Source organism: Pantoea sp. nfd-35 (assembly GCF_056892255.1).
In genome coordinates this window covers 49,490-70,917 of the sequence record NZ_CP122404.1, presented here as the reverse complement: position 1 = coordinate 70,917, position 21,428 = coordinate 49,490, and the positions used below count along the sequence as shown (strand labels likewise).

Below are 21,428 nucleotides of genomic sequence, written 5' to 3'. Positions count from 1 at the left end.
CATAATGGCAGCAGGTGGTGTAGGTTCTTCTGTTGGCGGTGCCGCTGGTGATAATGGTAGCAGTGGCGGCGGCGGTCAGTATGGTGGCCGTACCGGTGGTCTTTTTGGCGGTACAGTTTCAGGCGTTGGTCTTGGTGGGGCTGGCTATAACTCATCCGATTTAGCTCGCGCTCAGGCATTCGCAAGAGACTCTGGCGTAGTTGGAACAGTCACGCGAAACGGTGTCACTTACGGTACTGATCGTAACGGCAATATCGTTGCAAACGTATCGTCAGCAAGTGGATCGGCACTCGCCGCCGCCTTACAAGCCGCCGTCAATGGTACATCTTTGAGTGGCAACTATGGGAGTGGGGGCAACAACGGTAATAGCAATGGCGGCAATGGCGGTACGTTCGCCAGCGGATTCGCAGGGTTGACGTATCAGGATGTGCAGAACCGCATTAATCAGATTAACCAGCAGTTGCAGAACCCGCGCTTTACCGGGTTTGATAAAGTTGTAGCGCAGGCCAGTCTCTACGCTTTGCAGAACGAAGCCAAACAGCGCGAACAGGCAGGATTCACATCTGGTCTGGTTGGTCAACGAGCAGCAGGCCAGCAACAAGGCGATAACGGGGCGGCCGCCGCAGAGGCAGCACGACAGGCAGAAGCGGCCCGCGTGGCAGAGCAGCAGCGCCAGCAGCGCATTCAGGCAGAAACAGCACAGCGCCAGAGCCTTCAACAGCAGCTTGGCAGCACTGACAGCATCGAGGCTACCCGCGACCTGGTTAACCAGATTAACGGGCTGGGCTCGGAGGCAGACAACGCAGCAGCGCTAAACAAATCCCTGCTGGATTCTGCGAATGCTCGTTTGTCACTCCAGACTGAGGCACAGAAAAATAACGCTATCGGTTCTGCGCAGTCAGCACAGCAGGCACAGAGCGCCAGCGCTGTAACCGGCCCCAATACCGCGCTTTACAGCAGCAAGATTTCGCAGGCTGTTGGCACACCGATAAGCCTTTCTGACCAGCAGGCGAACGCTGATGAAGCGGCCCGCATGGGTGGTTACAACGACACTTCCAGCTTTGGAAAAATTCGGAGTGTGGCGCGTGCTGCCCTCGGTGGTCTGGGAGTAGGTGGGCCTGTAGGTGGCCTGCTGAGTGGTGCCGCAGCGGTTTACAGCAATTTTATTAGCGACCGTCAAAACGCATCATCCCGCGCACTCACAACCGGCTCAGCGGCATCAAAGGCAGGAATTGGTGACGTGCTGGCGGGCATGGTCAAAGGTGGCCTGACTGGTGCCGCGCTTGGCCCGTTCGGCGCGCTGGCTGGTCTGGTTGCTGGTGGTGCTATGGCATCCGGTACCGCGCCAACGGCAGACGATTTGAAAGGCGTTAATCCGCTTAACAACGGTGTGACGCAGGACAAGAGCAGTTACGGCCCCGGCCAGACGCTGGCGAACGGTCAGCGCATAGGGCAGGGGAATGCCAACGACTACAAGCCCGGCAGCCTCGGTTCAGTTTTCGCGGGCGGCGGCTACAACCCTGCACCCGCTAACCCGGCACCCTCAACCGGCAGCGGCGGCACAACATCCCCTGGCAGCAGTACCGGCACTGGTAACAGCGGCATTGATGACCGTAACAAAGCTGGTCAGTCGGCTTTCAGTTCGTTCATTGATGACCTGCGTAAGCGCCAGATGAACAACCTGCTTTACACAAACGCGGGCTGGAACGGTACCAGCGGCACGTCACTGCTTGGCAGGGTTAGCGGCTCACAGGGCGCAATCGGCGGGCTCAGTGGTCAGGTAATTTCACAATATGGCGGCGGGCGCTCATTGCTGGGCGGTGCCTGGTCGTTCTGATACAGGAATATTTAAATGGCACAGAACGCAGCCGAAATTTTAAAAATCTGGAATCAGGCTAAGGAAAGCCGCACGCCGCTTCAGTCGCACTGGCAGGACGCATACGACTACACCTACCCGCAGTTAGGGCAGGGATTCAGCGGCATTAAGGACAGCGGCACAGCGGATTCCAAAAAAGCGGAATTGCTGGACTCAACCGGCACTGATGCAACGCGCACCCTGGCATCTGCGTTAATCAGCGGCATGACGCCCGCTAACAGTCAGTGGCTGAATCTGCGCATTTCCGGTCAGGACGACATGAGCGCAGCGGGGCATTACCTCAGCCAGTGCGCCGAACTGGTCTGGCGCAATATTCACAGCGCCAACTACGACAGCGAGATTTACGGCTCAATGCTCGATTTCTGTATTGCTGGCAGCTTTGTGCTGTACATCGATATTGATCGCGAGCGTGGCGGCTTTGTGTTTGAGCAATGGCCCATTTCCGAATGCTGGTGGTCGAGCACCACGCGCGCCAGGGTGAATATGATTTTCCGCGAGCACGTTCTGACGGCGGCGCAGGCTTATGGTCAGTTCGGTGAAAAAGCTGGCGAGAAGGTTGTTGCGACATACCAGCGTAACCCGATGGAAAAAGTGCGTTATCTGCATGCGATTGGCCCGCGTCAGGTGTATGCCATGGGCGGTAAGCTGGCCCGTAACAAACCGTTTTACTCGGTATATATATCGCTTGCAGATAACCAGATCGTCAGCGAATCCGGTTTTGACGAATTTCCCTGCATGGTACCACGCAGCACAAAACTACCAGGCTGTGAGTACGCTACGGGCCTCGTTTCTGATGCGCTGCCCGACATCAAGGAACTCAATTACCTCAAGCGCTACGAGAAATCAGCCGCTGAACTGGCGGTTTCTGGCATGTGGATTGCGCAGGATGACGGCGTGCTTAACCCACGTACGGTTAAAGTTGGCCCGCGCAAAGTCATAGTAGCCAGCACCGTGGATGCGATGAAACCGCTTCTGACCGGCAGCGATTTTAAAGTTGCCTTTCAGAATGAACAGACGTTGCAGAACAACATCCGGCGCACCCTCATGGCTGACGTGCTCACTATGGCGAACGGCTCCGGCCAGATGACGGCAACCGAAGTTAACGAGCGCATGAATATCATCCGCCAGCAAATGGCGCCGATGTATGGCCGCCTTCAGGCTGAATTCCTGATCCCGATGGTGGAGCGCTGTTTCATGCTGATGCTGCGCAATAACGTATTGCCGCCGCCGCCAGATGATTTAAACGGGATTGATTTTCATGTGGCGTTCGATAACCCACTTGCCCGCGCTCAGAAGCTGGCGCAGGCCACAGCCATTCAGCAGGCAGTTGGATTTGTGGCGAACTACGCGCAGATGATGCCTGGCATCGCTGACAACCTGGACGTTGATGCGGCCACACGCGATCTGTTCTCAACGCTTGGCGTACCCGCTGACATTATCCGCAGCGACGATGATGTTAAGGCGCTCAGGTCACAGCAGGCGCAGGCAGCGCAGGCACAACAGGCACAGGCAATGCAGGATCAGTTGGGAATGCAGAACGCCAGTGAGCAGATTACAGCAGCTAACCAGCCAGCGGCCTGATTATGACAAAACCTACAGATTTAGATTACGCCACGCTATTTGAGAGTTGCCCTGGCGGGCCTGAGATTCTCGAACAGCTTGTTTCTGTTTTCGGTAATAACCCCTACGTGAAAGGCGGACACGATGCTGATCGTCAGACAGCATTCAACGCTGGGCAATTGCACGTGGTGAATTACATCCTTAACCGCATTAATCGCGGCAATAACCCCCAGATGACACAGGAAAGAGACGATGACTGATACAACCGATAACGCAGGCGCAGTAGATACCTCAACTGCACAACCAGCGCCGGGCGCAGAACAGCAGGGCAGCACAAACCAGACAGGGGCTACGCTGCTGGGTAGCCTGTCGCAGACTCAGGAGCAGGCGAACGGCACCGTTTTAGGCAGCGCTGCAACGGCCACGCCGCCAGCCGCTGAACCGGGCAAGCCAGCGCCTTTCAGCTTTCCCGAAAAATTCCAGGTTAAAAACGGCGATGATCTGGATTTCACCGCCTCGGCACAGAAGCTGTCAGAGGCTTATACCAATCTGGAAAAGCGTTTCGGCGCAGGTGAGGCGCGGCCAGCGGAAATCAGCGGATATAAATTTAGCGATCAGTTCGGTGAAGGGTTTGGTGACCGCTTCATGAATGATCCGGCTACTAAACCATTTCTGGAAAAAGCGCATGAACTGGGCCTGAACAATGCGCAGCTTAATTTTATGGTAGGTGAGCTCATCGCCAGTGCTCCGGCTCAGGCTGAAACCGCAACAGGTTTTTCACAGGAACAGGCAATACAAGATCTTCAACAGGCCTGGAAAGAACCGGCAGAATATAACCGCAATATGCTGGCAGCAGACCGCGCGGCAAAATTTGGATTCGGTGACGATTATCAGCGCTGCATCGCGCGCTATGGAAATGACCCTGCGATTATCCGACTGCTGGCTAAGGTGGGTAGCGAACTCAGCGAAGATTCGATCCGGCTGTCAGCTTTGCCGCAGATGGATGCGGAAAGCGTTGACGACCTGATGAAGTCCGATGCATATCGCGATCCTAAACATCCCGATCACCGCCGCGTATCTCAACAGGTACGAAGCTTTTTCCAGAGAACTGCTGGAAATGAAGAAGTGCATTAACTTTTAGGCCCGCTCTGGCGGGCTTAGTTTTATCATGCCCTTAAGATATATCTTGAGAGCGTAAATCATACCGTGTTATACAGCATGCAATGACCACAGCGACCGACCCCGAAAGGACAAGTCACCCGCTGTCACCTCCGCGCCGGGATTCCCCGATAACGCTTATCAGGTCTGCACGCAAACCCTTTTAACGTTTTTCGAGGATTACACCATGCCACAAGATTTCGCCACTAATGGCGGACGCATCACGTCCGCATTCGTCCAGGAATTTCACCGCGGATTTGAAATTGCCTGTTCGCAGAAAGATTCCCGTCTGCAATCAACAGTAACCGATCGCGGTTCAATCACCGGCGCATCGTTCACCATCAATGATATGGGTATTGTTGAAATGAGCGATCGCGGTTTCGCTGATCGCTTTGGTGATACCGTATGGTCAGTACCTGATGCCGGTACACGCATTGCGATGATGACCGATGCTGATTTGTATATTCCGGTTGAGCCAGTGGATGTGCCTAAACTTCTGGCACAGCCGCAGGGTGAATATCAGCAGCGTATGGTTGAGGCGGCAAACCGCAAAAAAGACCGCACCATCTACAACGCTATCCTGAGCGATATTCAGCGCAAAACTGTTGCCAAAGACGGCACAGCCACAACCGCCGCGCAGACCTTTGCAGCCTCACAGATTTTGTGGGCTCAGGGTGCTGTAGGAACTGGCTCAAGCCCCGCGAAGCCTATTACCAAAAAAGATCTGATCCGCCTGCGTGCTCTTTTCCGTAAAAACGAAGCCGATGATGAAACCATCAATATCACTTACAACAGTGACATGATGACTTCCATTCTCAATGACACCCAACTGACCAGCGCTGATTACCTGTCAGTGAACATGCTTCAGGAAGGTAACGTTGCAGGCAAATGGCTGGGCTTCAACTGGATCCCGTATGAAAAGCTGAACGTTGATGCCAACGGCTCAGTGACGTCAATTGCGTGGACTAAATCCGGTGTGCACTTCGGTACTGGCATTAATCTGACGGTCGATGTTGGCCCGCGCCGCGACAAGCGCAATACCATTCAGATCTCTGCGTTGACCTCCTACGGCGCAGGCCGCGCCAACGAACAGAAGTGCGCTGCACTGAATTTCATGGGCTCTTAATAGCTCTGGCGGTGAGACTGGCGGGCATATGCCCGCCTTTTCTTTTTGTGAGGAAACATGGCGCAAAATATTACCGTTGGCGATGTGAGCCTGTGCAATGAGGTATTGATCGGCCTCGGTGCGCGTCCAATCGCCAGTTTTAACGAAAACACTGATGAGGCGTTAGCCTGTTCAAACCTCTATCCAACGTCACGCGATGACCTGTTAAGCCGTCATGACTGGTCTTGTGCAGTCAAGCGCGTAATACTCTCGCCCGATTCTGAGCCACCAGCATTCGGTTACAGCCAGGCCTTTTCGTTACCGGGCGATTATATCCGCGTTCTGGGCGTTTCAGAAACGGGCCACTTTGCGCGCTGGCTGGATGATTACCGGATCGAAAGCGGCAAAATCCTGTGTAACTGCAATCCGGTGGGCCTGCATTACATCTGGCGAAATGACGTAGTGGCGACATGGCCGGCTGGCCTGATTGACCTGTTTAAATTCCGTCTGCGCTGGGCGCTGGCTTATGCCATTACCCGTGATTCGGGCCTTGAGGCCGCAGCGCAGCAGGTTTTTATGCAGCAGTTAATGCTCTACAAAGGGCAGACCAGCCAGGAGCAGCCAGCGATTGAATTTGGTGGCGATGGATTCTTGCAGGCGAGGTACTGAGCATGGGCGTGCAGGTTCATCACATTCAGACAGATTTCACAGGCGGCGAATTGGATCCGATGCTGCTTGGCCGCGTTAACGCTGACCGTTACGGCGTGGCAGCCAAAGAGCTTACCAACATGTGGGTGCGTGTGTCCGGAGGTGCTGAGGGCCGCGCGGGCCTGCGTTTTGTGAATAAAGCCCGCGACAATACCGGCGATATTCGTTTAATCCCTTGGGTGTACAACCGCGATCAGTCTTACGTGCTGGAATTAACGCATAACAAAATGCGCTTTGTGCAGCAGGGCCAGTTCGTGACAAATGCTGACGGCTCGATATACGAGATTGATACCGGGATTCCCAAAGACGCGTTAGCGACTGTCCGGTTTGCGCAGTCTGCTGACACGATGATTTTTGCGCACCCCACGTTTGCCCCGAAAAAACTGGTACGCAATGATCAACTCGACTGGAAAATGACGGCGGTAACGTTTGAGGTTATTCCCTTTGATGAACTGAGCAATTCCCCTACGGGCTGGGCCGTTGTTGCCAACAATGACTATGTGGCACAGAGCACCACCATCACGCTTAAAGATGGCCCCGATAACAACAATTATTCGGGTACCGGATTTACCAGCGACATGGTTAACAGCTATGTACGTGTGTATGACGGGCTCTACAAAATCACAGGCGTCAGCAGCAATTCAGTCGCACAGGTGCAGATCCGCACGCTGATGACCGTTGCGCCGACGAAGAATGACAGCACAGGAAAAACGTGGCCGCCTGCACCCGTCGATAACTGGAAGGTGTTAAAGGCGATGTGGTCTGACACGCTCGGCTGGCCGTCCTGTGTCTGCTTCCATCAGCAGCGCCTTGTTTTTGCCGGTTCCAATAAGTATCCGCAGTGGATATGGGGCAGCGGGATCCGTCAGTTTTATAACTTCGAATTGGGTTCGCTGGGAACGTCTGCCTGGGCGTTTCAGTTGGACAGTAACCAGATAAACCCAATTCTGCACCTGTTCAGCATGAATGCGCTGATAGCGCTTACCTCGATGAATGAGTTTTTGATTACGTCCTCAACGGGCGTGATCACGCCTACATCGGTCAACGTGCGCTGTCCGTCTGAATACGGTTCAAACCCTGTGTTGCCAGTGCGCCTTGCGTCAGATTTGCTTTATCTCCAGCGTGGTTCCCACAAGCTGTTAACGCTCAATTACGACCCTGACAATCAGACCGGTTACACAGTGAATGAATTAAGCCTGCTGGCAGAGCACATGCTGGAGTCGCCAATCGTGGATATGACGGTGCAGGCACAGCCCCGTAACCGCATCCACATGCTACGTCTTGACGGAAAAATGGTGACGCTCACGGTTAATAAACAGGTTGGCATAGCGGCATGGTCACGGGTGGTCACTGACGGCAGTTTTCTTTCATGCGCCACAATCCCGCGTGAGGACGGCACAGACGATACCTATGTTGCCGTTGTCCGCGATATTGGCGGCAGCCCGCAGGTTTATATCGAACATTTCCAGGAAGGGATTTATTCAGATTCCGCGCTGGTGGGTGCCATTGAAAAAGAAACCGATCCGCCTCAGCAGAAGTGGACGAAGTTAGAGCACCTGGAAGGCAAGACGGTTGCTATCGTTGCTGATGGTGCGGTGCAGACATCGCAGACCGTAAAAGACGGGGCGGTGACTTTGGCCCGCGCCGCCCGGCAGGTGGTTATCGGGCTGCCCTACACGCCGCGCTTAATCCTGCTTCCACCAGAGGCGCAGATGCAAAACGGATCCATGCAGGGCAGCAAGGTTTCACTGTCACGCATGCGTATCCGCATCAATGACACCACAGGGATGATGCTGAACGGCCAGCAGGTACCGTTCCGTAAATTCGGCCTTAACGTGCTAAACGAGCCTTCACCTCTCTACAGCGGTGATCTCGACTGGAATGTGACCGGCTGGAAAAACACAGAAACCATTATCGAACAACCTCAGCCGCTGCCAATACATGTACTGGCCGTGGTGCGCACACTGACGGTGAATAACTGATGAGTCTATTTGGAAGCGTTGCCGACGCGATCGGCTCCGTTTTTGGCGATAAAAGCTGGACGGACATTATCGGTACCGGGCTGAAGGTGGGCGGCTCACTGCTTGGCAGCCATGCACAGAGCCAGGCATCACAGGCGCAGTACCAAAGCCAGTTACAGGCGGCTGACAGTCAGCTTATTCAGTCAAGCGCCCAGCTACGCGCGGCAGCAGCGGAACAACAGGAGGGCGTTTATAAGCAGATTGAATATAACCGGCTGTCACAGGAAGCCAGGGAAAACGCTGCAAGGGCAACGGCAAACGCTGCGCAGAAAGCCTACCTGATTCGGAGACAGGGAAAAGAAACCGCAGAAAATGCCTTGGCAGGTTATGCCGCGTCAGGCGTTGTTTCAGGCGCAGGTACGGCGGCTTACGTTCCGGCGTTCATTGTCGGGCGTGCGGGCGAAGATGCATTTAGCGCATTTCAGGAAGGGCAGGATTCAGCGGATCAGTATACCCGCCAGGCTGACGCCTACATTAACGCCGGTAATCAGGCGCGCAGTGCCAGCGACACAGCCGCAGCGGGCATACGTGAACAGGCTGATGCACTGAGCCAGTTAGCGGCAACGACCCGCAATATTGCCGGGCAAAATTATCAGTCAGCAAAAACCAGCAACTGGGCAAGCCTGTTGGGTAGCGCCGGAAATATTGCGTCACAGTGGTTCAGCTAAGGGAAATATATGCAAATCAATATCGGTGATTTTGGCTATCGCGGCACAAATCTGAATCCTGTGCACACGGACAACCCCGAAGCCCTTGCGGCACCACAAGCTGAAAAGCAGGCTGCGCAGTCAACCATGCAGGCGCAGAACACCGTTCAGGAAGGTTTGCGCGAACAGTCTCAGGCGGCGGCCAGTCAGGCGCAGGCCGGAATGCAGTTGGGTAACACGATTGCCGGCATTGGTTCCAATCTGGTTCAGTATGCGCAGAATCTTGCGCGCCAGAAGGCAGAGCTACAGTTACAGGATTATCAGACATTCAAGCAGGGTGTGCTTGAGGGAATTAGCTCAAAGGTGCAAAGCGGTGAACTGGACAGCACAGGGATCCAGAAAGCCTATCAGGACGGCATGAAGGGCTGGCAGGGTGAGCAGATCCCCGACCTGACCAACAGCGATAACATGCGCTTGCAAAAAGGCATAGCGACCGTTAACCGTCAGGGCGATCACACTGTCAGCACGCTCTATGCCCGTCAGTTGCACATTGAAGGCGTTAACGCTCTGGAGCAGACGGCGGCGAACTACACTCAGCAGATGATGCAGCCGGGCGCTGACGTAACCGCTATCAGTGGTCAGATTGATGAACTCTACAATCGCAGCAGCACCAAAGCCCTGTTGGGTGCGTCATGGGCTAATCAGTATCAGGCGGCAAAAAAAAATCTGGCGACCACGTTTTACAGTTCTCAGATTGAAGCAAACAACACCGATAACGGCGCGCTGGCAACGCTCAAAGAGGATATTAATAACAGCGCGTCAAAAGGGATTCTGGACTTACAGACCCGTACAGCGCTGTTTAACACGATTGATACGAAGCTGGCCCGCAACGATGCAAAAGCGATCGCCGCACAGAATCATGCTGATGCGCTGGCAACCCGGCGTGAAGTGGCCGCCGTTCACGCTGATGATCAGATGCAGCAACGTATTGCACGTGGTGAAATTCCTACCGAAAGCGACTGGCAGATTTTTTCACAGAAAACTGACGGTACCAGCGTTGCCGGGCAGGCACCTGCTTTACAGGCAACCATGAAGGATGTGCAGCAGGTTTTACGCATGCCTACCGCGACGGCACAGCAGCAGCTTGACGCGATGAAAATCGAACTGGATCGCAACGGCGGTACCAAAGACCAGTATCGTTATTTTGACACCCTGCAACGCACCGTGGATCAGCGCCGTGCTGATGTGAAAAACAATCCGCAGGCGGTTGCCGCAGTGGACAGCGGCCAGCCTTTGCAGCCAATTAATTTTGCCACTGCGCAGGATAATCCCGGCACCATTGGTGAAGTGCTGCAACAGCGCTTACAGGCCAGTCAGGCACTGGTGCAAAAGGAAGGGCCAACGGCGGGAAAATCCCTGTTAACGCCGCAGGAAAAATCAGACCTTACGGCGGTTTATCCAAAAATGTCAGCTGATCAGCGTGTGCAGTTCTGGCGCAACATGAATGCCAGCGCAGGCAGTGAAGCCACCACGCGGCTGGCAAAAGACATTGGCGGTGATGCAATCACGCTCCAGGTGGTTTCGTCTCAGGCCAATACACCCAATGGCTACAAAGTTGCAGAGGCTATTGAAAAAGGCACAACGCTGCTGAATCCGCCCGATGGCCAGGCAAAAATGAAAACCATCAAAGCCGAAGATGTAGCCCGCTCAATCAAAGACGCTTACCCCAGCCTGAACCAGACGCAGATACAGCGGCTTGTGCCGGTCATGCAGGCTTATCACATCGGTACCGGAAAACGTGATGATGCCAGCAGCCTGGATACTGATGATATGCACGCGGTGATTGGCAGCCCGGTAAAAGTCTTTGGTGCGCAACTGGTATCGCCCCCGGGTATGGACGGGGAAATATTCATGCGAAGCATGCAGACGGGGATTAATAAACTGCCAGGCGGTGATGCGGCCAACGTTCGTAATCACCTCAATGACGGCAGTTACACGTTTATTCCTGATGCGTCAGGCAACATGCGGCTGATTAACAAGGACACACAGCGCGCCGTGACTGTCAGTGGTAAACCGTTTGTTGTGGAGCTTTCGCGATGAATATTCTTTTTGACCAGTCAGAAAATGACGCGGTAGACAGCAACGGTACCGAACCCCTTTCTAAAGCCTCGCCGGGCTGGTTCCAGGGAACCGGTAATGAACTGGGGCGCGGCGTAAAAAACATTGGCGTTCTGGGCGAAAGGCTGGCAGGTCAGGCCGACAGTTCAGCCGCCGATGCGTTGGGTGTGAATCAGTACCTTACCCGCGATGGGAATGTTGCAAAAATCCACGATATCGATCCTACACCGCCAGAAAAATTACCGCAGTTTGAAAAACCTGATGCTGATAACAGCGGGGCGGCGGCAATCATCCTGGGTGATTTGATGCAGAGCGCGCCGGTAGTTGCTGGTGCGATCGTTAACCCACTGGCAGGTTTCGCCGCTGGCGTTGCGTCAGGCGCTGCACACGCTCAGGACGAAGCGGCAAAAATGAATCTCAGCGATGAGGCGGGCAGGGGCTATGCAGCAATCAGCGCGCTGTCAGAGGGTATCGGTGGCGCGATGCCGGGTATTGGCGGGATAGGTGAGCGTGCATTGCTGAAATACGGCTCGCGTTTCGTCACTGGTGGCGCTGCCAACGTTGCGCTTTCCGAAGCAGAACAGTGGTCACGCGCCGCCGTTCTTGATGCCTACGGATATCAGAAACAGGCTGCGCAGTTGCGCCAGTGGGATACGCAACAAGCCATGGCATCTTTTCTGATGGGCGGTTTTTTTAACCTGGCTGGCGGGCGGGCGCGTGACAGGGATGTTACTCCCTCAGATGTTCTGCCTGAAAAGTTGCCACAACAAATGCCCGATTCTGTTGATGTTACCGCTCCACCAGCGACAGAAAACGTTGCAGATTCAGCGCCGCAGTTTACGATACTCGACGGCTATCGACTGACGCGGGGCGATGTTAAAGAGGCTAAATCAGACATCGCCAACGCGCAGCGTCACCTTGACCGGCTCGACGCGGAACGGGCTGAAATTCTTGCTAACGCACCATCCGGAAGCGGTAAAGCCCTCGCAGATGCCCGCGCTGCTCAACAGGCCCGTCTGGCTGATATCGATAAACAGAGACAGTTTTCACAGCAGGTTTATGACAATGCATCGTCAAAGCTTGATTCACATTATGCCTATGGCAGACAGCGTATTGACGCGCTCAATGCTGATGCAGCCATGCACACCGTTTTGCACGATAACTATGTGACTGAATCAGCGCCAGGGCTTGCCGTCGATACGCAGTCAGAAAGCGCCCACGTTCGCGCCATGGATAGCGCAATGGAATCCATCAACGCGGGGAAAGCCGTCGATATTTCAGATCACTTCGGTGGTGATAACGCTTTTCTGGTTCACGGTGATTTGAATGGCGGCATTCTTGAGCGTCAGCAACTGGCCGGGGATCTGCAACAGCGAACTGACCGCGCGGTTATGGCAGCCGAAAATCAGTCACTACCGGAAAAAGCCATAGCCGAACCCGTTGCTGGTGTTATCAGTTCAGAGGTAGCAGAGCCATTCGCTATGTTGCGCGCCCAGACTGAAGCTTTAAGGGAAACGCACCCAGAGCTTGCGGACGCTATGGTGCCGCACATTGATGCCCTTGAAGCAGAACACACCCTATCAACCGCAGAGGCGCAGCAATATGACATTGCGGCCGCCTGCGCCCTGACTTACGGACAGTGACATGAAACCACAATGCATACAGGCTGTTGAGGCGCATCTCTCTGCTGTTCACGGCAAGCCCGTAAAACTCAGTGATGCGGCCATTGCGCGTATTGATTCACGCATGCATGAGGGAGCAAAGATAATTTCCCGCCGCGATCGTGCGGCATGGCAGGCGATGACCCCTGACGAGCGCACGCTTGCAATCGGGAAATGGGTACGCGAACAGGAAATGATCCAGGCTGACAGCGTGGCCCGCAGCAAACTGCGCCAGCTTTCTGCAATCAGTGATGCAGCGAAGCGCCTTAATACACTGGCTGATAATCGTCCTGACAAAGCCGGTAAATGGGGGAAATCCTTAATCGACCTGCTGGAAGGCGTAGATAACACGCTTCGCGGCGCTGAACAGGTGGCTGTCAGGGGCTTTGGTGATTTGCTGAAAAAAGCAGGCGTGGGAGGTTTTTCGCTGGATTTTGGCAATAAACGCAGCAATGCATTTTTTGATGATGTGGTGCGTGAGATCTACGGCCACAACACAGGACACCCAGAAGCACAGCGATTTGCACAGCAGTGGTCTGACACAATGGAAGGGTATCGTCAGGCCAGAAATCGCGCGGGCGGTACCGTTGGCCGGCTGGATAACTACGCGCCACAGTTTCACGATCCCACAGTGATGCAGCGTGCCGGAAAATCTGCGTGGGTGTCTTTCATGATGAAAAACCTTGATCGCAATCAGTACCTCAGCGACGCGGGTTTTCCCCTGGATGATTTAGCCCTGGAAGGCGTGATCAGCCATATGTATGAATCCATCGTTACCGATGGTGTGAATAAAATTAAGCTGGATGCGCAGGGGCTCGCAGAGGATGCGGCAGCCGGATTTGGTTCGGCAAATGTAGCGCGGATGCTCAATGACAGCCATCGTGAAATTCATTTACGGGATGCCGATGCGGTCATTGCTTATAACCGTCAGTTCAGCGATCGCTCGCTCGGCTCGGCTTTTTTCAGTCACCTTACTGGCTCGGCGCGTGATGTTGCCCTGATTAATGAACTCGGCCCCAACCCCGGCATGACGTTTTCAACGCTGCGTGACAGCGCGCTTAAAAAAGACAGTCAGATCCCTGGCGTCACATTTGACCGACACGGCGAAGTTGAGGCGGGCAAGCGCGGGCTGTTCGGGCCAGAGGCGTATTTCCGGCAGTTGGTCAGGGATAATCAGGACTTTACCCGTATTGACCGTATCAGCAGTGCGCTGACGGCTTATCAGGCGGCGACCAAACTTACCAGTACTGCAATGCGCGCGCCGTTCCAGGACACGCCCGGCATACTGCTGAACATGGCTGACGTGGGCCAGCTTAAAAATATTGGCACCATTCTGCACACCGCTTTTACCCGTAAGGAGGCGGCGCGCTTCGGGATTGGTGCAGAGGTGGCGCTCCAGGCAGCACGTGAAGGCAGTGAGCGGATCATGTCTCAGGGCAGGCTGAATACCGGCAATCTCATGTCACGTTATGCACAGGCCACCATGAAATATACGTTGCTTGATGCATGGACGAACGCCGCGCGCCGGGCAGGGCAAACCACGCATGCTTTAGCGCTGGGCGAATGGTCACAAAAACCGTGGGATAAACTGACTGAAAGCGATCGCGGAATACTGAATAACGCGGGTATTACTGATGCTGACTGGCAATTAATCATGACCCTACCGCGTCAGGAATTGCGCGGCCACGCCATTCACAACATTGATGATGTGGCTACGCTTGGCCTTACCGCTGATGAAACCCTGCGCCTACAGTCACGCATGATGGGCTTCATTCGCATGGGCGGCGACATAGTGACCTCTGAACATAACCTGACGGCGCAAACCCTCATGAGCGCTGGCGGCCGTACAAACGCGCTCACTAAACAGGTGATGTTATTTAAAAACGCCGGTGCCATTCAGACGGCGCACATGCTTGATCGTCTTGGCCGCAAATCAGGCGGCACAAAAACCGGTTACATCGCTGCCACAGCGGCTTTATCAGCGGGGTTTGGTTACATGGCGCTGGTGGCTCAGGCTGTCACTAACGGGCAGAATCCGCCGCCGCCTGATGACTGGCGCACAGTCGGGAAGGCCATGGTCGTGGCTGGTGGTTTTGCGATGGTGCAGGACTTGATCACCAGCATGTATGACGCCGCCAGCGGTGACAACAGCGGGCACAGTTCCAGCGCGGTTCCCATTTTTGGCGATATGGCCACACTCGGAAAAATAGCTTTCACCTCTGAAAGCGATCCCGGTAAAGCGGCTTATATGGCAATCCGGTTTGGACGCCAGCAGATTGCGCCGCTGAATTACTGGTACACCAAAGCCGCGGTAGATCATCTGTTTTTCAACGATGCCGCCGAAGCACTCAATCCGGGCTATCAAAAACGATTACGCAAATATGCTGACCAGAAAGGCCAGCAGTATTTTTACGATCCGTCAGGTTCTGGCGGGGCGTCATTTGGTTTCGGGCAATACACAAAACCTCTCGGAGAATAATCATGTCAAAACCACGCAGCCAGAAAGCAGTAACGCAGGATTTATGCGACCTTGCCGACCGCCTGACCGAAGTCGCAATAACGGAATGTGATGTTACGCAGTGGCCCGGCCATGGAAAAAGTATCACTGAAATGGACAAGCAGACGCGCGGCGATCGTTACTGGGCGAAGCAGAACGCCACAGCCACAATTCTTCTCGTTAAAAATCTGCATAACCTGGTGAGCCAGCGGCAGGCAGGGCAAAAAGACCGGCTGGCAGCCAACCCTACGGCGGCCAGTGACGATGATATTTTGCAGCAGCAGGTTTCACAGGCAGAGCGTGATTCAGCAGAGCAGATACGCAAAGCAATGGCGAAAATGGCGAAACACTGATGAGCGGGAAAGTCGGGTTTGGCGCTTTCTATCTGATGTGGGCGCAGCGTATGAACTGGACAGTTCCCGGCATTCACTGGATTGTTATCAACTGGCTTGAGTCCAGAGGGGATCTGGCAGTTCTGCGCTGTTTTCGTGGTTTTGGAAAATCGACAATCATCGATGTGTATTTTGCCTGGCGGATTTATAAAAAATCCAACTGGCGTTTGCTTCTCCAGTCAGAAGCCGATTCCACCGCTTTAAAAAACAGCCGCGACACACAAAACATATTACGCAATCACCCGCTCACACGTGGACTTCTTGAAGATACCGGCACAGTTGAAAGCTGGTGGACGCATGAGGGCAAAGATTCTGATCCGCGAAACCCTCAGTTTTTAGCAAAAGGCGTTTTATCAAACGTCACCGGTTCGCGCGCTGACGAGATTGTGAATGATGACGTTGAGGTGCCGCGCAATATCACCACGCCGGAACTCAGGGAGAAACTACGGTACCGCCTGGAGGAACAGACTCACATTGCGGTACCGGGCGCAAAGAAACTTTTTATCGGTACTCCACACGCCTTTGATTCGCTCTATGACGATGAAGAAAGTAAGGGCGCTGACTGCCTGACAATTCCTCTTTTCAATAAAGATTTCCGAATTGATGAGCCCAAAGGGCGCAACGCTTTCGGGGTGCCGTTTGAGCCGGTATATGTTTTTAGCGGCATCGGTAAGGGCGCATCGTTGCTGCGACCGGACATCGATTATCGATACAGCAAAGGCATTATCACTTTTGTCACAGCGCCAAAATCAGTTATCGACTGTTACGGTGAATCGGCGTGGCCGGAGCGTTTCAACGATGCCGAACTGCTTAAGCGCCGCCAGCAGACGCGCACGCTAAACGGCTGGGATTCGCAGTATCTGTTGCGCTCTCGTCCTGTTCATAATCTGCGTCTGGATCCGGACAGAATAAGGGAATACAACTGCGAGATTGTTTTCAGGCGTGCCAACAATGTGACGACCGCCTACCTTGGCAGCGTCCAGTTAACTGGCGGTTCCTGTTACTGGGACGTCTCAACAGGGAAAAGAAAGAGTGATGCATCTGCCGTCAGCCTTATTTTGCAGGATACCCGGGGGCATTATTACTGGCATGTCTGCGAAGGGCTGGAGGGCGATCTTGCAGAGTTTGACGACAGCGGCCAGATTTGTGGCGGCCAGGTCTGGCAGTTAAGAAGCCTGGTTATTTCCTTCAACATCCCCCGCGTAACCGTCGAAGTTAACGGGCCTGGTTCATTCGCAGGCAAGTTACTGCGTCAGGCTTTAAAGGGGCTCACATGCGCGGTGGTAGAAATCACCGTTACCACGAATAAACAGCAACGCATTCTGGATGGTCTGGAAGGCCCGCTAACGTCCGGCATTCTCTGGGCGCATACGCGCGTGCTCGACGGGCCGTTATACGAGCAGATGCGGGAATTTAACCCAATGCTGACCACGCAGGAGGATGATTATCTCGACAGCGGTAGCGGGGCAATTATCGAGCAGCCAGTAAAAATCGGCCATGTGCAGCATGAAAATCCGGCGCGCGGCCACGGTGAGACCTGGCGACAGACACACGGCACTTACGAAATAGAAACGGAGTATTAAGCATGAGCGTACCGGCACAAGTACCTATTAGCGGGCCATACATCGCGAACGGGGTTACAACGCAGTTTGCCTATAAATTTTATCTGCTGTTTGCCACTGACATGCAGGTGTTTGTAGGTGGTCTGAAAAAGATACTGAACACTGATTACACTGTGACCGGCGTTGGCAACAGTCAGGGCGGAAACGTGGTATTCACTACCGCACCTGCCAACGGGCTTGAAGTGCTGATCAAGCGCGCCACGCCTTATACCCGCCAGACTGACTATGCGGATAATGGCGACCTGCTGGCTGATGTAGTTAACGATGATTTTGATCGCATCTGGCTGGCGCTACAGGAAATTAACGCCAACTTTTCGAGCTCAATCAGTAAGGCAGTTGGCGGTAACTGGGATGCTCAGTCGTTGCGCATTATGGCTGTTGCAGACGGTACACAGCCGCAGGATGCCGCCACAGTCAATCAATTAAATAACGTCAATGAGTCAGCAGGGCAAAGCGCTCAGGCGGCGGCCAATAGTGCAGCGGCTGCTAAAACCAGTGAAAACAATTCCGCCTCAAGCCAGCAGGCGGCAGCCTCAAGCGCCAGCGCCGCATCTGTATCGGCTGGTAATTCCAGCGACAGCGCTAATCTGGCTCAGAAATGGGCTGCTAACCCTGTCGGAACGGAAGTGACAGCGGGTAAATACTCTGCATTTCACTATGCATCGAAAGCGAGTGATAGCGCTACAGCGGCAGCTACCTCAGCAACGAACGCGGCTACATCAGCCACTAATGCATCTAACTCAGCCGCTGCCGCTGCAAACTCAGCAGCAAGTGCAAAATCCGACGCTGACAGGGCACAGACTGCAAACCCGGATAATCAACTTAAGAAAGCTAACAATCTTAGCGATGTAGCTGATAAGGATATAGCCTGGAAGAACCTGGCTAAGTACGGAGCGGCCGCAAATACCGCTGCGCAAGGCAATGATATTCGTCTGGGAACAGTTGACCAGAAAACAGGGGGAACCATATCGAGCGCGGTCAGTGTGCAAATGACAAGCTCAGATGATTTTTCATTCCCAATGACTCTACGCAGAAGCCAGTTCATTGCTGCTCAAAACGTCTGGTTTGGCGGTGGTATCAAGTTCCAGTTTCGTGCTGATTTAGCTAATGAGGGCGTTGATATGTACGCTCAGCGCAATTCAAATGGTGAGCGGCTTTTCTATCAGCGTACTTTTAACGGTGATGGCAGCGTTGCATCGGTTTATTCGTTCAGCAGTAACGGTAATTACAACGCTTACAATGGTGCATTTATCAACGGATCTGATGAGCGTATTAAATACGATATCAACGTAGTTGATAAACCACTTGAAAAAATGAAACTGCTTAAAGGGGTAACTTACCGGCTTAAGTCTAATAATTCATTTGGTATGGGGTATATCGCCCAGGACGTAGAGGCCGTATGGCCTGACGCCGTTAGTCACTCAGGCTTTGACCAGACAATGCCTGATGGTAGTGTCGTGACGGACGTCAAAGGCATCAGTGCAGGGAACATAGCCGCAGCGCTTCACCATGAGGCTATTCTTGCATTAATGGCTAAGATAGAAGCACTTGAGGAAAAGCTGAACAGCGGAACCTCATCGCATTAAATCATTAAGTTATAAAAATTTCCTTTCCTACCAACGCCTTTACAAATCTCATAGCCGCAGCGGCTTGATCATTTTTCTCAACTGATGATACTGGTTATTTATACAGTATCATCAGGAGAAAATTATGTCGTTTCCCTCGCCAGCAGCAGACTATGCAGAAAGCAGGCCAGACCTTAACAGGTTGTTAGTCAGTCGGCCGCACGCAACATTTTTTATCAAGGCTGATGCTCAGTATCCAGAACAGGGCATTCTCAAAGGTGCAATGCTGGTGGTTGATTCTTCCACAAAGCCCGTACACGGCTCACTGGTGGTAGCATCGCCGGAAGATGAAATGAGGCTATGCCGGGTTCAGTTGGCACCATTTCCGGCACTGATTACAGTGAATAATAGCGAAGTGCTCTGGACTTTTTCAGAGCCTGATTTTGATGAGCGGTCGCAGATATTTGGTGTCGTTACATATGTAGTTAATAAAACAATGATTCTGCAAAACTAAAATCATGTTATTGTTTCCAAAGAAATTTTTATAGGTGGTTTTTTGAGTGTTAGGCCCTAAAAAATTGGATTTATAATCAATAAATTCAATATCTTGCATTGCTATTTTTAGCATGCTGAGCTGGCAGTCGGCAAAAGAACAAAAAACGCTGGCCGAACATTATCTGCAGCAGATCGCTCAAAGTCGCGGGCTGCAAATTCAACAAGAGCTGAGTTATGCCCTTAATATGGCGCACAGCTTAGGCCAAAGTCTGATTGCTCTGCCCAAAGCGGGCATTAACGATCGTAAAGTCGCTGACAGAATCATGGAATATTCACTCAGAGCCAATCCTGATTATCTCTCGATGTCTGTGATTTTTGAACCCAACGCGTTTGATGGTCGTGATGCTGAATTTGCAGGTCAGAGCGGACAGCCGCCACAGGGCCGTTATGCCTGGTTTGTTGACCGCGATCAGGCCGGTAATTACGCCATGCATCCGTTACTGTCCTTTTTAACGCCGGGTCAGGGTGATTATTATCTGGTTCCCCAGCAGACAAGAAAAGATACGCTGATTGAGCCCTACAGTTATGCCTACAATGGTATACCAACGTTATTGACCTCTGTAGCCTCACCCATTATCGATCAGGGTAAACTTTACGGCGTGGTGACTTCCGATATCTCCCTTGCCTCACTACAAAAGAAAGTTAACCAGATAAAACCCTGGCAGGACACCGGTTATGCCCTGTTGCTCTCTAACACAGGCAAAGTCGTTTCCTCGCCAGATAAAGATGAGGCGGGCAAAGCGTGGAAGGGGGAAAAAGACAATTTCACCCAGCAAATTGTGGAACATGACGACCCGGTGCTGGGCGAAAAAGCCATGTATACCTGGTATCCGGTCACGGTAGGCAATAGCGATAAGCCCTGGTACGTTGGAATTGTCGCACCGGTCAGCCAGGTGATGGCTGCGGCGAATCGCCAACTCTACTGGGCTATCGGACTGATGCTGGTAAGCATCCTGTTGGTCGGCGCGGTACTGGGGCTCTTGTTCAATCGCAAAGTCATGCGTCCGCTCGGCGGCGAGCCTGCAGAGGCAGCCAGAATAGCGCTGGCGGTTGCGGAAGGTAAGCTCAGTAACCGCTTTCACGTTGCACCGGGCGACAACAGCAGCCTGTTTTATGCGCTGCATACCATGCAAAGCCAGCTGCAATCTATTGTGGGCCAAATCAAAGATGCCAGCGCGTCGGTGCGAGAAGGGGCTAGCGAGATTGCCAGTGGTAACCTCGATCTGGCATCGCGTACCGAACAGCAGGCGGCTGCGCTGGAGGAGACTGCAGCCAGCATGGAGCAAATCAGCGCAACGGTTCGCCTGAATGCCGATAATGCTCAACAGGCCACGAATCTGACCGAAAATGCCACCTCAATCGCCAGCCGGGGCGAAGCGCTGGTTGGGCAGGTGGTGCAGACCATGTCACAGATTGATGACAGCTCGAAGAAAATTGGTGACATTACTACGATGATCAACAGCATCGCCTTCCAGACGAATATTCTGGCCCTTAACGCTGCGGTTGAGGCGGCGCGCGCTGGCGAGCAGGGACGAGGCTTTGCTGTCGTGGCCTCTGAGGTGCGTAATCTTGCGCAGCGAAGTGCGGGCGCGGTGAAAGATATCGCTGCCCTGATTGAAGAATCGAGCGTTCGGGTTCAAAGCGGCGTGAAACTGGTTAACGAAGCAGGCAAAACGATGCATGAGATGACGCAGGCCGTATCGTCAGTGCAGAGCATCATTGATGAAATCGTCTCTGCCTCTGATGAACAGGCGCGCGGTATCGGTCAGGTCACTGTCGCAGTTAACGAGATGGACGGTACGACACAACAAAACGCCGCACTGGTGCAGCAAATGTCGGCGGCCGCCAGCTCGCTGGAAGATCAGGCGCAGCAGTTGGCGCAAACGGTGGAGCAGTTCCGCTAACGCGCGGTAAACCGCTAAAACACAACCCGCACGGTGCGG

General features: G+C 53.6%; 15 protein-coding genes and 1 pseudogene. All 16 read left to right on the top strand.

Annotated elements, in window-relative coordinates:
* Positions 1–4: 4 nt before the first annotated feature.
* On the top strand, positions 5–1,837 hold the full coding sequence (locus P9J57_RS20685; protein ID WP_483279535.1) for a hypothetical protein: 1,833 nt from the start codon (positions 5–7) through the stop codon (positions 1,835–1,837).
* A gap of 15 nt (positions 1,838–1,852) precedes the next feature.
* Complete coding sequence (locus P9J57_RS20680) at positions 1,853–3,457, top strand: portal protein (RefSeq protein WP_058701290.1); 1,605 nt, start codon at positions 1,853–1,855, stop codon at positions 3,455–3,457.
* Positions 3,458–3,459: 2 nt separating this feature from the next.
* Positions 3,460–3,696 carry a Bbp19 family protein gene (locus tag P9J57_RS20675; protein WP_483279534.1) on the top strand — a complete coding sequence of 79 codons (237 nt, stop codon included), beginning with the start codon at positions 3,460–3,462 and terminating at the stop codon, positions 3,694–3,696.
* Positions 3,689–4,570: a hypothetical protein gene (locus tag P9J57_RS20670; RefSeq protein ID WP_483279533.1), complete on the top strand. Its 882-nt coding sequence runs from the start codon at positions 3,689–3,691 to the stop codon at positions 4,568–4,570. The genes P9J57_RS20675 and P9J57_RS20670 overlap by 8 nt, the downstream gene beginning before the upstream one ends.
* 211 nt (positions 4,571–4,781) lie before the next feature.
* The gene (locus tag P9J57_RS20665; RefSeq protein WP_022623004.1) at positions 4,782–5,720 is read left to right on the top strand and encodes a phage capsid protein; all 939 of its coding nucleotides are present in this window, start codon (positions 4,782–4,784) and stop codon (positions 5,718–5,720) included.
* Positions 5,721–5,777: 57 nt separating this feature from the next.
* A complete protein-coding gene (locus P9J57_RS20660) occupies positions 5,778–6,368 on the top strand; it encodes a phage connector family protein (protein WP_483279532.1) in 591 nt (196 codons plus the stop codon).
* 2 nt (positions 6,369–6,370) lie between these two features.
* Positions 6,371–8,389, top strand: a complete 2,019-nt coding sequence (locus tag P9J57_RS20655; protein ID WP_116219865.1) for a phage tail protein — start codon at positions 6,371–6,373, stop codon at positions 8,387–8,389.
* The gene (locus P9J57_RS20650) at positions 8,389–9,096 is read left to right on the top strand and encodes a hypothetical protein (protein WP_022623001.1); all 708 of its coding nucleotides are present in this window, start codon (positions 8,389–8,391) and stop codon (positions 9,094–9,096) included. Before P9J57_RS20655 ends, P9J57_RS20650 begins: the two co-directional genes overlap by 1 nt.
* 9 nt (positions 9,097–9,105) lie before the next feature.
* Complete coding sequence (locus P9J57_RS20645) at positions 9,106–11,175, top strand: hypothetical protein (protein WP_483279531.1); 2,070 nt, start codon at positions 9,106–9,108, stop codon at positions 11,173–11,175.
* Positions 11,172–12,836: a hypothetical protein gene (locus tag P9J57_RS20640; protein ID WP_483279530.1), complete on the top strand. Its 1,665-nt coding sequence runs from the start codon at positions 11,172–11,174 to the stop codon at positions 12,834–12,836. Before P9J57_RS20645 ends, P9J57_RS20640 begins: the two co-directional genes overlap by 4 nt.
* 1 nt (position 12,837) lies before the next feature.
* A complete protein-coding gene (locus tag P9J57_RS20635) occupies positions 12,838–15,333 on the top strand; it encodes a hypothetical protein (RefSeq protein WP_483279529.1) in 2,496 nt (831 codons plus the stop codon).
* Between the two features lie 2 nt (positions 15,334–15,335).
* The gene (locus tag P9J57_RS20630) at positions 15,336–15,704 is read left to right on the top strand and encodes a hypothetical protein (RefSeq protein WP_022622997.1); all 369 of its coding nucleotides are present in this window, start codon (positions 15,336–15,338) and stop codon (positions 15,702–15,704) included.
* Positions 15,704–17,326 (top strand): phage terminase large subunit, encoded by a 1,623-nt coding sequence (terL, locus tag P9J57_RS20625; RefSeq protein WP_264238129.1) that lies wholly within the window; start codon positions 15,704–15,706, stop codon positions 17,324–17,326. The genes P9J57_RS20630 and terL overlap by 1 nt, the downstream gene beginning before the upstream one ends.
* Positions 17,327–17,328: 2 nt before the next feature.
* Complete coding sequence (locus P9J57_RS20620; protein ID WP_264238131.1) at positions 17,329–18,951, top strand: tail fiber domain-containing protein; 1,623 nt, start codon at positions 17,329–17,331, stop codon at positions 18,949–18,951.
* A gap of 124 nt (positions 18,952–19,075) precedes the next feature.
* Positions 19,076–19,444: a S24 family peptidase gene (locus P9J57_RS20615; protein WP_028722543.1), complete on the top strand. Its 369-nt coding sequence runs from the start codon at positions 19,076–19,078 to the stop codon at positions 19,442–19,444.
* A 112-nt stretch (positions 19,445–19,556) separates the two neighbouring features.
* Positions 19,557–21,389: pseudogene (locus tag P9J57_RS20610) on the top strand (methyl-accepting chemotaxis protein); the annotation flags it as partial.
* Positions 21,390–21,428: the final 39 nt, after the last annotated feature.